Raw genomic sequence first — 14,972 nt, 5'->3', positions numbered from 1 at the left:
TTTTTAAAAGGGGACGAACCATGAAAAAAACAGTGAATCTGCGCCTGACGGCAGAACATCCCATTATGAAACACCATCTTGTTCACGGAGAATCTGTCATGCCCGGTCTGGCCTATATTGATATGCTGTATCAGCTGGCAAAGCAAAGCCTTGATCTTTCATTCCGTTCCATCTGTCTGAAACGGGTGACCATTTATCATCCTTTATCAGTGAAACGGTCAGAGCGGCTTGATGTGAGTGTCATGTTCAGTAAAGAAAAGGAGTTCTGGACTGCCTCGATTTGCGGGGCGGATTCCGGGACGGTTTTCTTATCAGCGGAGGTGCATGAAGGGGTTTTCTCATCAGATAAGCGCCTTGACGCGGAAGAGAAAAAACAAGTTGCGCTTCCATCAGTCTCCTTGCATACGGTTTACGAAGACGCGAGAAGCCGCGGACTGTCGCATGACGGGCTGATGAAGCCGGAGGGAGAGATCTATGCAAATGAAGAGGAATGTTTCCTTGATATTCGGCAGTCTGATTCATGCCAGGAAAATCTCCCCGGCGCTCTCTTTCATCCCGCGCTGATGGACGGTGCCGCCATGGCCTCCGGCGTATTGCAGACAGCTGCAGGCGCCGGTTTGTTTTTACCGATTTATTATGATTCGTTTAGTGCCGCTGAAACCGTTACGGAGCGCTGTTACGCGGTGATTTCGAAAAAATCCGGCATGCCTTCTGAAATGGTGAAAATGGATATTGACTTTTACAACCTCAGCGGTGCGCATATTGCTTCACTGCTCGGCCTGACAGCCAAAAAGGTGCGGACAGACCGGCAGCTGATACCAGGCGTTCAGCAGATGGAGGAAACCTTATACCGCATTTTCTCAACATACGTAGGCCGTCCTGTCACAAGAAATGATGCGCACACCGTATTTTTTGAATTAGGCCTTGAATCGTCACAGCTTCTGGCCATTATTAAAGACATCGAAGGGGCGTTTGATCTGCGGCTGAATCCGACTCTTTTATTTGAGTGCAGCAGCATATCCGAACTGCTTGAAGACATAAAAACAAAAGGAACAGAAGAATCTTCCGGCCTTGTCGCGGATGCAGCACCGGTCTCTGAAACGCAATCAGTCAGTCAGACATTTACTTTCTATGAACATGAAGCATTCCTTCAGGATCATCTGGTTTTCGGCAAACCGGCACTGATGGGTGTAGTGTATCCGTGTCTGGTGCTTGAAGCGTCCGGAGCGTCTCATTCCGGCACGTATCCCGCCGAGCTGAAAGATATCCGCTTTACGGGCGGGCCCGTCACGCTGGAGCCGGGAGAGGCCGCACAGATTGACATTTCATTTGCGGCAGAAAAGAATGCCGAACGCTTTACCGCAAGCTGCACTGTTTCCGGTAAAGAAAGCCGGAAGACGTGTGCCGAAGGAGAAATAAGCAGAGGTATAGAGACACCCGTAAAAAAATCGTATGACGTTGAACAAATGAAGGCGCATGCACAAAAGGTAGCACCGGATGTTATTTCCCGTCTGTACGATTCGGTTGCCGGCTTCACGATAGGCCCGATGCTGAAAACGGTAACGGCGGGATACAAAATGAGTGAGAGCTCCTTTTTATTGCAGCTGGACTTATCAGGAAAAAAAGAAAAAGGCGATCTGCGTCACTTTGCATTTGACCCGCTTATATTGAATTCTTGTTATATGTCGCTCGGTGAAGAAGAATTGCAGCTGAAAAAGCGGATTCACGTCCCGCTCATGATTGAGAGGCTGACGCTTTACGGACCAGTCATGTCTGATACCGCCTATGTGGTGAATACAATCAAACATAAAAAAGACGGGTTTCTCTCATTTGATGCCGCAGTCCTCAGTCATACCGGGGAACAGCTGGCGGAATTGAAAAACGCGTCTGTGAAAGAAGTGCTTCAGCCAAATCGGCTTGAAAATGCGTCTTTTGCCCCGTCCGGGAATCAAAGCCGTCAGAAAACGAAAGGAAAACCGCTGGATATTGCCATTGTCGGGATTTCCGGCAAGTATCCGCAGGCCGATGATATCAATGCGTTTTGGGAAAATCTCAAACAAGGAAAGGATTGTATTACCGAAATTCCGAAAGACCGCTGGAAATGGGAACATTACTTTTCCGAGGACCGGACGGCGCCGGGAGCGATCTACAGCAAATGGGGCGGATTCATTGACGGGATCGCCGATTTTGATCCTGAGTTCTTTAAGATTTCCCCCCGTGAAGCGGAACACCTTGATCCTCAGGAACGGCTGTTTTTAATGCATGCGTGGATGGCCATGGAGGATGCGGGATATACGAGGATATCACCTGAACTGGGCCGTCAGGTAGGTGTGTATGCCGGTGTCATGTATCAGGAATACCCGCTATTCGCGGCTGAAGCGGGAGTGAAAGGACGGCATATCGGGCTCCCCGGCGGGATTTCATCCATTGCTAACCGTGTCTCCTATTTTTGTGATTTTCAAGGGCCGAGCATTTCGGTCGATACGATGTGTTCGGGTTCGCTGACTTCATTGTACATGGCGTGCCGGGATCTGCGGGATCATCGGATTCGCGCGGCGCTTGCCGGCGGAGTGAATCTCACCGTTCATCCTAACAAGTACTTCATGCTGAGCCAGGGGCAGTTCATCTCATCTAAAGGACACTGCGGGAGTTTCGGCGCCGGGGGTGACGGCTATATTCCGGCAGAAGGGGTCGGGGTGCTGCTTCTTAAACGTTTAGAAGACGCCGTACAAGACGGAGATCGGATTTACGGCGTCATTAAGGGAGCTGCCATTAATCACGGCGGAAGAGCGAGCGGTTACACCGTACCGAACCCCAAGGCGCAAAGCGAAGTCATTTCTCAAGCTTTACAGGAGGCGGGGGTATCTCCGGGCCAGATCAGCTATGTGGAAGCGCACGGGACAGGGACGAAATTAGGCGATCCGATTGAAATCCGGGCTTTAACCGATGCATTCGGTGATGTTCCTGAAACATGTCTCATCGGGTCTGTCAAATCAAATATCGGACATGGGGAATCTGCAGCAGGCATCGCCGCTGTCACAAAAGTGCTGCTGCAGATGAAGCACAAACAAATCGCCCCATCTTTGCATGCAGATGTTTTAAATCCGAATATCCAATTTGATGAAGGACCGTTTTCCGTCTGCCGGGAATTAACAGATTGGAAACGGATTGCAGCAGACGGAGCAGAACAGCCGCTCAGGGCGGGGGTCAGCAGCTTTGGTGCGGGCGGTTCTAACGCGCATATCATTATTGAAGAATATGAGGCTCCTGTCAAACAAGCAATCAGCAGCCAAGAGCCGGCTGTCATTCTGCTGTCTGCGAAAAATGGGGAGCGTCTGACAGAATATGCGGAGCGCCTTCTTGCTTTTCTTCAAAAGAAGCATACGGATAAGCCGGACTTATTTGATGTCGCGTACACTTTACAAGCGGGGCGGGAAGCGATGGATGAGCGGCTGGCTTTCATTGCGGACTCTCTTAAGGAGCTGGAGGACAAGCTCAGATCGTACTTGGAAAATGAAAACGTACCGCATCTTTACAGAGGGCGGGCGAAGCGAAATCATGAGACAGTGGCTGTGTTTGAATCTGATGAAGATTTGCAGGAAGCCATGGTCAAATGGCTGAAAAAGAGAAAGTACGGTCATTTGCTGAACATGTGGGTGCAGGGAGTCGATGTGGACTGGAACTTGTTATATTCGGGACAAAAACCCCGGAGAATCAGCCTTCCCGCCTATCCGTTTGCAAAGGTCAGATGCTGGATTCAAGATGAAGCCGAGGCGGTTTCAAAACGGAATGACGGCAAAACGGTGATCCATCCGCTGCTTCATGAAAATACATCCGATCTGTGGGAGCTGAAATTCACATCCGTTTTTACCGGACGGGAATTCTTTTTCACTGACCACACAGTCAATGGGGAGAAGGTGCTCCCGGGAGCCGCCGTGATCGAAATGGCCAGGGCGGCCGTTGAGCGTGCCGCATACGCTGTGCCGGACGGACGTAAAGGACTGTATTTGAAAGATCTCATATGGATGAGGCCTGTCGTTCATAAGGGGACGGATGTAGAAGTCCATATCAGCCTTATCCTTAAGGGAAATGAAGACATTGAATTTACGATTTACAGCCTATCGGAAGAACCCGGGGGAGAACGGATTATATACAGTAAAGGCACCGCGGTATCAGGAGAGATAGCAGCGGTTCCGTCAGTTCACTTAGAGGGCTGGCTGTCCGGCTGCAGCCAATCGGTTATGCCGTCTGATGAGGTTTATCAGGCTTTCCGGCATGCGGGTATGATATACGGGCCGAGCCATCAAGGAATTGATCAGCTGATGATCGGAGAGAGGGGTGCTGCAGCCCGGCTGTCGCTGCCGGAAACGGCAGACAGTACCGCCGATCAGTTTGTCATCCATCCGAGTCTTCTAGATGCCGCGTTTCAGGCGTCACTGGGTGCCGGTTCAGATACTGCCGAAGACACTCCGATGCTGCCGTTTTCCCTGCGGCAGGCAGAAATATTTCAGCCGACTCAGAAAACGATGTGGGCGCTTGTCCGCAAACAGAGCGATCGGTCAGATAACGGAGCGCTGACGCTGGATATTGATTTATGTGATGAAAACGGCGCTGTTTGTATGAGATTAACAGGCTTCTCCTGCCGGGCTGTCCGGCAGACAAACCAAATCGAAAGCAAACGGCAGGAAGTTCAGACGGCGATGCTTGCCCCTGTTTGGGACAAAACTTTCTTTTCTCTGGAAGAAAATCGAGCGGTTGATCAGGAACAATTGCTGATCATCGGAAAGCCGGGAAATACAATAAAGGCTGCGGCAAAAATGTGGCCCCGCGCCCATCTGGCGGAGACGCCGGATCATTCAAGCGAGCAAACATTACGTGAATTGACAGCCGGGTATCAGGATATCCGCCATTTCTTATGGATTGCGCCGGATCGTTTCGCACCCGCATCCGTCAGTCAGGAAATGCTTGATGAGCAGGAGAATGGGGTGATTCAATGTTTCCGTTTCATCAAAGCGCTGCTGTCACTCGGGTATGGAAACCGAAACATCAGCTTTACGGCGGTGACCCGGCAGACACAGTCCGTGTATCCGGGTGATCTGCCGCAGCCTGAGCATGCAGGCGTACACGGTTTGATCGGTTCATTGGCAAAAGAATATCCGAACTGGGACATCAGGCTGATTGATGCAGAAGAAGGCAGTGATTCGTCTGAGATGAAAAACATCTGGCGCCTTCCTCCAGATCCGGACGGAAATGCTGCCGCGTACCGTAACGGAGCTTGGCACAAGCAAAAAACAGTCCGGGTGCTGACAAGTTCCGCTCCGCGTATGTCGTACAGAGAAGGCGGCGTTTATGCTGTCATCGGCGGAGCGGGCGGCATCGGAGAAGCATGGAGCAAATACATGATCACCCGTTACAAGGCACGGATGATATGGATCGGCAGGCGGCCGAAGGATCAGGAGATTCAGAGCAAAATAGACAGGCTGGCGCTATCAGGCCCCGCGCCGCATTATATACAGGCTGATGCTCAAGATGCCGCAGCGCTTAAAGCGGCCGTCCGTTCCGTAAGAGAGCAATACGGCAATATAACGGGAGTCATCCATTCCGCGATAACGCTTGCCGACAAAAGTATAGCGAATATGGATGAAGCTTCTTTCAGAAACGCTTATTCAGCTAAGGTGAATACGAGCGTCCGAATGATCGAAGCTTTTAAGGAAGAACCGCTTGATTTTGTGCTGTTTTTCTCATCCGTAAATTCTTTCACAAAAAATGCCGGGCAAAGCAACTATGCGGCAGGGTGTACATTTCAAGACGCCTTTGCCCGCCATATCGCTTCCTTGCTTGATTGTGAAGTGAAAGTCATGAATTGGGGATATTGGGGCAGTCTGGGTGTTGTATCAGACCCGTCTTACAGAAAACGGATGGAGGCGTCAGGGATCGGTTCTATTGAACCCGATGAAGCAATGGAGGCGCTGGAAGTCTTACTATCAGAACCGTTCAGCCAAGCGGCATTCATCAAAGCTGCTCCGCACGGCTTAGCCGCGCTGACGGATCAAGATGCAATATCGGTTGTATCCGGCCCGAAGCCTTCATTTATGGAAAGCGTCAAGCGGCAAAATCCGGATCGGAATGAACGGCTTGAGACTTTAAAACGAGAAATGGAGTTGCGCATATGAACAGCCTTCTTTGCAAACTGCTCTTTTACCAATTACAGTCAATCGGGTTTTTCAGCGAGCCTGTCACCACACCTGCAGCATCCATGCGGAGCGCCGGCGTGATCGGCACATACGGCAGATGGCTGGAAGAAAGCCTGAATCTATTAAAAGAAAACGGATATATCGCGTATGACGGATACACGATCACCCTCCTCACGGATCAGCGCCCGGACGGCCGCACAGTCTGGAATGAGTGGAATGCCCATAAACGCCTGCTTCCCAATGGGGAGCAGGCGCAAGCTGAATTGGCCGAGGCGACGATAAAAGCGATGCCTTTAATTTTAAAAGGAGAACGTCCGGCTACGGATATCGTATTTCCCGATTCATCAATGCGGCTCGTTGAAGGTGTTTATAAGCATAATCCCGTTGCGGATTATTTTAATGAAGTGTTAGCAGATTCTGCGGCCGCTTACCTGAAAGCCTATCTTACAGAACACCCCGATGCCCGTATCAGGCTGATAGAAGTAGGGGCCGGGACGGGCGGAACGAGCGCCATGCTGTTTACAAAACTGAAACCATTTGCAAAACAGATTGCGGAATATTGTTATACGGACGTTTCTAAAGCTTTTTTAATGCATGCCGAACAGGAATACGGACCTGATGTGCCGTATTTGACAACAGCCTTGTTTAATGCGGAGGAGCCTTGCGAATCACAAAATATCAAAACGGGTGTTTACGATATTGTCATCGCCGCCAATGTGCTTCACGCCACAAAAAATATCGGTTTGACACTGCGCCGTCTGAAAGCGCTCCTGAAATACAACGGGATGATTCTGATAAACGAAATCAGCGATTGTTCTGTTTTTACCCATTTAACCTTCGGGCTGCTTGACGGCTGGTGGTCCTATGAGGATGCTGAGCTTCGGATTCCGGGAAGTCCCGGCTTATATCCAAAATCGTGGGAGCGTGTGCTGCATTCGGAAGGATACAGAGCGGTTTGTTTCCCTGCTGAAACGGCTCATGATTTAGGTCAGCAGATTATCGCAGCTGAGAGTGACGGACTCGTCCGGATGCAAGGGATCAGAGACGGCAGAAAGCCATACGCCGCCCCGGCCGAAGTTTTCCGAAAGCCCGCGCAGCCTGTTTCCCGCAGCCGCGCGCCAGAGGAGCATCAAGCTGTTAAGGCTGATGGGGAATCGGTCGCTTCCCATGTCCGCTCAGTCATCAAAACAAGTATTGCCGATGTATTAAAAATGAAAGAAGAGGATATTCAGGAAGAACTGAATTTCTCTGATTACGGCATTGATTCCATTCTGGCCGTCAATGTGATTAACGAGATTAATAAGCGTTTGAATCTTACACTGCAGACAACGATTTTATTTGATTACTATCATGTGAAACTGCTGACCGGTTATATCTCGGAAGAATACGAAACCATCATAGCCTCTTCTCTGGAGACCGAAAGAGCGAAAATCCGCCCGACGCTTCAGGAAGAACGGCCTGCTGAAAAACCTCTGCAGACGGAAAGAAAGGAAAACGGTTATCAGAAACCGAAACAAGAACGTATGCCGCCTTCTTTCGCAAAGTCCGATGACTCGGGAATGTTCCGGGTTGTGATTGACCGTCCGGGCGGCATTGAAGATCTGACGATTGCCCGCAGTGAAGTGCCCGAGACAAAAGATGACGAGGTTCAAATAGCCGTCCGCGCCTTTTCTTTAAACTTCGGAGACTTGCTTTGTGTCAGAGGGCTGTACCCGACGATGCCGCCTTATCCGTTCACTCCGGGATTTGAAGCAAGCGGCGTCGTGATCAAGACAGGGAGGCATGTAACATCCGTCATTCCGGGTGATGAAGTGATTGTCGGCATGGGAGAGGAATTTGGATCTCAGGCGAATCTCATCACATGTAAAGAACATCAAGTCTATCATAAACCGGCCCGGCTGACCTTTGAAGAAGCATGCGCTCTTCCCACCGTGGCGGTGACCATGATAGACGCCTTCCGGAAAGCCGGACTTAAAAAAGGCGAAAAAATATTAATTCAGACCGCGACGGGAGGAACGGGGCTGATCGCGGTGCAAATGGCCCGGTATATCGGCGCGGAAATATATGCCACGGCCGGATCACAGAAAAAAATTGAGTATTTGCATTCGCTCGGGGTCCGCAATACCATTTGCTATTTAGAAGAAGACTTTGAAACGGAAATCATGCGAATGACCGGCGGCCGGGGGGTGGATGTTGTCATTAATACCCTGGCCGGTGATGCCATGCAAAAAGGAATGAATTGCCTGGCGCCGGGCGGAAGATATATCGAAATTGCCATGACTGCGCTGAAATCCGCTAAATCAGTCGACTTGTCCGTCCTTCATAACAATCAATCGTTTCACAGCGTGGATTTGCGGAAGCTGTCCCTTCAAAATCCGGACCAGGTCAAGGACTATCAATTGGAACTGCAGCGGCTGGCGGAAGAGGGAGTCATTCAGCCTGTCATCTCAAAAATCTTTTCCTTTGAAGACATAAAAGAAGCGTATCACTGTCTTGATGACCGCGGAAATATCGGGAAAATCGTCATCAGCGTTTCTGAACCGTATCAAATGACGTACCGCCCCGAACAAAAGGATCCGGCCGAAACAGTAAAATCAGCAGCTGTGTTACATGAAAAAGAACCGATCGCGATTATCGGGATGAGCGGGCGGTTTGCTGAATCGGAGAATGTCCATGAGTTTTGGGAACACTTAGCCGCCGGGCGGGATCTGATTAAAAAAGCAGACAGATGGGATGTCTCTGACAGCCAATGCCAGTATGGCAGTTTTATAGAGGACATTGAATGTTTTGACCCCGTTTTCTTTCATATATCGGGACGTGAAGCGACCTATATGGACCCTCAGCAGCGGCTGTTTTTGGAAGAATCATGGAAAGCGCTTGAAGATGCGGGATATGCGGGAGACTCGGTAAGAGGCCGGGAATGCGGCGTGTATGCCGGCTCCTGCGGCGGAGATTACCAGGCCATTTTTAAACAGCAGGGGCCCGCGCAGGCTTTTTGGGGCAATCATAATTCCGTCACTCCGGCAAGGATCGCCTATCACCTTAATTTACAAGGTCCGGCGATCACTGTTGATACGGCATGTTCCAGTTCGCTGACAGCCATTCATTTGGCATGTCAGGGGCTTTGGACGAAAGAAACGGAAATGGCGGTTGCGGGCGGGGTTTTCATTCAATCCACTCCCGCTTTTTATCAGTCGTCAAATAAGGCGAATATGCTGTCACCGACCGGACGCTGCCATACGTTTGATCAAAGCGCGGACGGGTTCGTGCCTGGTGAAGGCGTGGGAGCGGTGGTGCTGAAACGTCTTAGCGACGCCGTTAGTGACGGAGATCATGTGTACGGCGTCATAAAAGGATCTGCAATGAATCAGGACGGCGCTACAAACGGAATCACCGCTCCAAGCGCGCTTTCTCAAGAACGATTGGAACGTCATGTCTATGATACTTTCCACATTGATCCGGAAACCATTCAAATGGTGGAAGCTCACGGAACGGGCACTGCACTGGGCGACCCGATCGAATTCGGCGCCTTAACGCGCGCTTTCCGCCGCTATACGGATAAAAAAGGATATTGCGCCATCGGCTCTGTGAAAACCAATCTCGGACATGCCGCTGCGGCCGCGGGGATGGCCGGACTGTTTAAAATCCTGCTGTCGCTGAAGCATCGGCAGATTCCGGCTTCCCTGCATTTTCACCAAGCCAATCAGCATATTCAATTTGCGGACAGCCCGTTTTTTGTGAATGAAAAGCTGATACCGTGGAAACGGAATCCGGATGCACCGCGCAGAGCCGCTATCAGTTCATTCGGATTCAGCGGAACAAATGCCCATCTTGTGATTGAAGAGGCGCCGCAAACCGTGCGCCGGTCGCCGGCAAAACCGGCCTGCTTCATTCCTTTATCTGCGCGGACGGAGCGTCAGCTGGAAATTCAGGCAGAACGCCTGCTGGATTCACTCAGCAAGAACAAAGACAGCGATCTGGGAAATATAAGTTATACGCTCCTGCTCGGCAGAAAGCATTTACATCACCGGTTTGCCTGTATCGTAAGCAGTGCGGACGAACTGAAGCGGGTATTATTGGAGTGGCTTGTAAAACGAGAGCTTCCGGGTGTGTTTGTGTCCAATTTGAAGGATCAGAAGCCGGCAGAAGAAGCCGGAATGAAAACATTCGGAATGGAATGCATTGAACAGTGCCGCTCGGCAGCTTCGCCCGCGCAGTACAGAGAAAGCCTGGCACATATCGCTGACCTTTTTTGCAGAGGGTATGATCTTCCTTTTACACGGCTTTTTGACGGAGGGCAATATTATAAAACGCCGCTTCCTGCCTACCCGTTTTTAAAAGAAAGGTATTGGGCGGCTGATGTAAACAGTTCTTTACCAGGACAGGCCATGAAAAAGTCTGAAACGCAAACCGTTCCCCCGTCTTCGCCGCCTGAACATGAAGGGCTGATTTCTCTGAGTCCTTTAACTGAGATCGAAATGACAGCGTTTGAACCGGAGACATTGCAAAAGCCAATCGTGTTACAGCCTTTGGATTGTACTGTTTCTGTCCAACAGCCAGAAAAAGCCGTTTCCGAAGACAATAGAACATTGCTTGAAGAATTGAGGATAAGCCTGGCAGATATTTTATTTTTGTCACCGGAAGATATTGATGCTGATGAGCCTTTCATCGACATGGGGCTTGACTCCATTATCGGGGTTGAATGGATACAATCAGTAAATAAAACGTACCACACTGAGATTACTGCCAATAAGGTGTATGAACACCCGACGCTTGAAGAGCTGGCGGAATATATAGCGGGACAAATAAAGAAATCCGAGTATGCTGAAGCGGAGGAAACAGCGGTACGTCCGCAAATCCCGGAAGCAGAAACTCCCCTTGCCGGCATCTCTGACGGCACTTTGCGCAAAGAGCTCAAAGAAAGCCTTGCGGACATCCTGTTTCTGAAGCCGGAAGATATTGATGAGCATGAGGCATTCATTGAGATGGGGCTGGATTCTATTATCGGTGTGGAATGGGTTCAGTCCATTAATAAAACCTATCAAGCGTCTATTACGGCAAATCTGGTCTATGAATATCCGACAATCGCAACATTAGCCGGGTATCTGACCGGTTCTGTCCAAAAAGACACCGAGGAAGTACATGGGGAACATACGAAACAAAACGATATATCAGAAGAGACAGATGATCAAGAACCGCCCGAGCTGATCTGTCTTAACCCGGGTGGAAAGGAAAGACCGATTTTCTGGTTTCATTCCGCGCTGGGGGCAGTGGAGCTGTACCAGCCTGTTGCCGAACGGACCGGGCGTCCTTTTTACGGAATTCAGGCAAGAGGGTGGATGACAGACCGGGAACCGATCCGCGGCATTAAAAAAATGGCGGAATATTACGTTAAGCTCATACGTACCGTGCAGTCCCGGGGTCCTTACGATGTGGGCGGCTATTCATTAGGGGGCATGCTCGCTTATGAAGTCACCCGGCAATTGCAGCTGGCTGGAGAAACCGTTGAGTCAATCGTCATGCTCGACTCCTTTGACTCAGCGGGTGCGCGGGAAATAAACATTCCTGATGAATTATTTGATAAAAATATGATGCTGCAGACGGTGAACATGGCTTTATTTGCACCAATCTATCAACATCCGGAACGCATTTCTGAAACCTTGATTCATCGTGATGAACTGAATGCCGCTCTTCATGAAGACATATTTTTAGAGCAATTAATCGCAAAAGCCAAACAGCGGGGGTTAACGAAGACGGACGCGTTGGTGAAAAATCTGATCAGGCAGAATATAAACGTTCAGGACGCTTACGAAATCACTGATTACGAACTCCTGCCGCTTCCGGATCCGAACGGGGTGACATGCTATTATTTCCGAAATAAAAACGGTATTTTCTTGGGTGAGCTTGATCCGTATTTTACAATCAGGGCTGATATTTTATCCGCTGATTTCGTCAACTATTGGAGCCAGTGGGAAGAGCATATGACAAACATTGCCATCATGGATGTGGCGGTATCCAACCATATGACGTTATTGGCTGAAGACAGCGCAGCCGAAACAATTTCTGAATTTTGCGGCGTTTTATATTCGGCAGACGGAATGACAGAACACAGCTTTCTGCAGCTGCAGGAAAAGATACTGAACGTGCATGGTGAGATGCTGAAGAAGCCCGCCAAAACAAGACCTTAATTTCACATATCCGCCCGCCGGGTTACTCGTAAGCTTCGGCGGGTCATTTCAAATCTTGATCACATCTTGGAGGAATGAAAATGACCAGTTTAACAAAAATCAGACAGCAGCAGCCGTACAAGTGGTACCAAACGATGAGAGAAACCTCTCCCGTTCATTACAATGAAAAGGAAGATTGCTGGGAAATCTTCACCTATGATGAAGTGAAGCGGGTGATTTCTGACTACAGTCATTTTTCTTCCGATCATAAATACTTAAGTGCGGACAAACAGGAAAAAATGATTCGGCATATTAACAAAGACAGCCTTTTGAAAATGGACCCGCCTGAACACACCGTCTTCAGAAAATTGGTCAATCAGCCGTTCATGCCGAAATCGGTTGAGACTCTTGCACCGCGTATAGCCGCTATCGCTGATGACCTGCTTCAGACCGTCCGTTCAAAAGACAGGATGGACATTATTGAAGATTACGCATTTCCGCTTCCGATTATCGTGATCGCAGAGCTTCTAGGATTTCCTCCGAAAGACAGAGATATCTTTAAAAGCTGGGTCGACCAAAGCCAGAATGTAAAAGATGAAAAGAAAATGAGCGAAGTGCAAAAGCAGATGATCGGATACTTCATGCAGTTTATTTTACAGCGGAGAAAACAGCCGCAAAATGATTTAATCAGCCATTTAATTTCAGCTGATTTAGACGGAGAGCCGCTGTCAGACAAGCAATTAATCGGTTTTTGCGGCTTGTTGATCGTCGCGGGGCACGTAACGACGGAAAATGTGATCGGAAATTCATTTCTCAGTCTCAAGGAGTTCCCGCACATTCTGCCCCGGCTGCTTGAAAACAAGGCGCTCCTTCCTGACTTTATTGAGGAAGTCATCCGCCTCAGACCTTCCATTCAGCGGGTAACCCGCTACACCGCGGTTGAGAGCGAGATTGGCGGAAAAACGATTCCGGCCGGAGAAAAAGTGTATGCGTGGATTGGATCGGCGAACAGAGATGAAAAGAAGTTTGAAAATGCCGATCAAATTGACTTGGGACGAAAGCCGAATCAGCATCTGTCATTCGGTCAGGGCAGCCATTATTGTTTAGGAGCGCCGCTGGCCCGGCTTGAAGCGAAAATCGCGCTTTCCCACTTTTTTGAACAGGTGCCCGCATGGCGTTTTACTGAGGATCAAGAGCCGAATCTGGTTCCGAGCCCTGTATTTCACGGCGTTGACAGGCTGCTTGTTGAGTTTTGAGCGAAAAAATAAAAGAGGCTTCCACAGGAAGCCTCTTTACTCTGGGGGCTTGGAGAAATGAATGTAGGAATCGAAGCAATGAACGTGTTTGGCGGAACCGCGTATGTAGACGTCATGGAGCTTGCGGAACATCGGAACCTGGATAAAAAAAGGTTTGAGAACCTGCTGATGAAAGAAAAAGTGGTGGCGCTTCCGTTTGAAGATCCGATTACGTTCGCCGTAAATGCCGCAAAACCAATTATCGACTCTCTGTCAGAAGAGGAACGGAATCAGATTGAAATGGTCATCACCTGTACGGAATCCGGGATTGATTTTGGCAAATCCATCAGTACATACGTCCATGATTATTTGCAGCTGAAGCGGAATTGCCGGTTATTTGAGGTGAAACAGGCTTGCTATTCTTTAACGGCCGGGTTTCAAATGGGCGTGAATTTCATCTTATCGCAAACATCGCCGGGAGCGAAAGCGCTCATCATCGGAACGGATATTTCCCGCTTTTTAGTGGCTGAAGGCGGTGACGCGTTGACGGAGGAATGGTCCTATGCCGAACCGAGTGCGGGGGCGGGAGCTGTGGCGCTTTTAGTCAGCAGCACCCCTCATGTCTTTTTGCTTGATCAAGGCGCAAGCGGGTATTACGGGTATGAAGTCATGGATACGTGCCGCCCGATCCCGGATAGTGAAGCGGGGGATGCTGATCTGTCGCTCATGTCTTATTTGGACTGCTGTGAAAAATCATTTCAGGAATACAGAAAGCGTGTGAGCGGGGCGGATTATAAGAATACATTTCAATACCTTTCTTTTCATACTCCGTTTGGCGGAATGGTAAAAGGAGCGCATCGGACGATGATGAGAAAATTGGCAAAGGCTAAGCCGCAAGACATTGAAGCGGATTTTCAGCAACGCGTGCTGCCTGGGATTCAATACTGTCAGCGCGTCGGCAACATCATGGGGGCCACCGTATTTTTATCTCTTGCCAGCACGATTGATAACGGCTCTTTTGAAACGCCGAAACGCGTCGGCTGTTTTTCATACGGTTCGGGCTGCTGCTCTGAATTTTACAGCGGTGTCGTTTTGCCGCAAAGCCGTACGCGGCAGAATCAATTTCAGATCAGCCGGCATTTGGATGAACGCGTCCGTTTATCGATGGCTGATTACGACCGGCTGCTCCAAGACAGTGGTATCGTAAAATTCGGCACTAGAAATGCCGCGCCCGCAGCAGACATCCCGAATGCGCATCAAGGAAAAACGCGATTGGTGCTGACTGAAATAAAAGAGTTTCACAGAAAGTATGAATGGACGACCTAGTATCAGGAACACTCAGAGCCGGAAAGGCTTGAGTATTTTTAAAGAAACGG

The 14,972-nt window shown here is 49.6% G+C and carries 4 protein-coding genes; all 4 read left to right on the top strand.

Annotated elements, in window-relative coordinates; genetic code table 11:
• Positions 1-20 precede the first annotated feature (20 nt).
• The 4 genes from BR62_RS0106480 to BR62_RS0106465 all read left to right on the top strand — a co-directional run bounded on the left by BR62_RS0106480 (position 21) and on the right by BR62_RS0106465 (position 14,922).
• Complete coding sequence (locus BR62_RS0106480) at positions 21-6,173, top strand: type I polyketide synthase (protein WP_032870135.1); 6,153 nt, start codon at positions 21-23, stop codon at positions 6,171-6,173.
• Positions 6,170-12,382, top strand: a complete 6,213-nt coding sequence (locus BR62_RS0106475) for a beta-ketoacyl synthase N-terminal-like domain-containing protein (protein ID WP_032870133.1) — start codon at positions 6,170-6,172, stop codon at positions 12,380-12,382. Before BR62_RS0106480 ends, BR62_RS0106475 begins: the two co-directional genes overlap by 4 nt.
• An 80-nt stretch (positions 12,383-12,462) precedes the next feature.
• Entirely contained in the window at positions 12,463-13,617 is a 1,155-nt protein-coding gene (locus BR62_RS0106470) for a cytochrome P450 (RefSeq protein WP_032870131.1), read from the top strand.
• Positions 13,618-13,674: 57 nt separating this feature from the next.
• A complete protein-coding gene (locus tag BR62_RS0106465; protein WP_015240153.1) occupies positions 13,675-14,922 on the top strand; it encodes a hydroxymethylglutaryl-CoA synthase family protein in 1,248 nt (415 codons plus the stop codon).
• The last annotated feature ends 50 nt before the right edge of the window (positions 14,923-14,972 follow it).

Source organism: Bacillus sp. UNC69MF (genome assembly GCF_000746035.1).
Taxonomy (GTDB): domain Bacteria; phylum Bacillota; class Bacilli; order Bacillales; family Bacillaceae; genus Bacillus; species Bacillus velezensis.
This window is presented reverse-complemented; position numbering and strand designations above follow the sequence as displayed.

Bases quoted from the DNA above. Each gene is read 5' to 3' on its own strand.
- BR62_RS0106480 (WP_032870135.1), top strand. From the start codon at position 21: ATGAAAAAAACAGTGAATCTGCGCCTGACGGCAGAACATCCCATTATG.
- BR62_RS0106475 (WP_032870133.1), top strand. From the start codon at position 6,170: ATGAACAGCCTTCTTTGCAAACTGCTCTTTTACCAATTACAGTCAATC.
- BR62_RS0106470 (WP_032870131.1), top strand. From the start codon at position 12,463: ATGACCAGTTTAACAAAAATCAGACAGCAGCAGCCGTACAAGTGGTAC.
- BR62_RS0106465 (WP_015240153.1), top strand. From the start codon at position 13,675: ATGAATGTAGGAATCGAAGCAATGAACGTGTTTGGCGGAACCGCGTAT.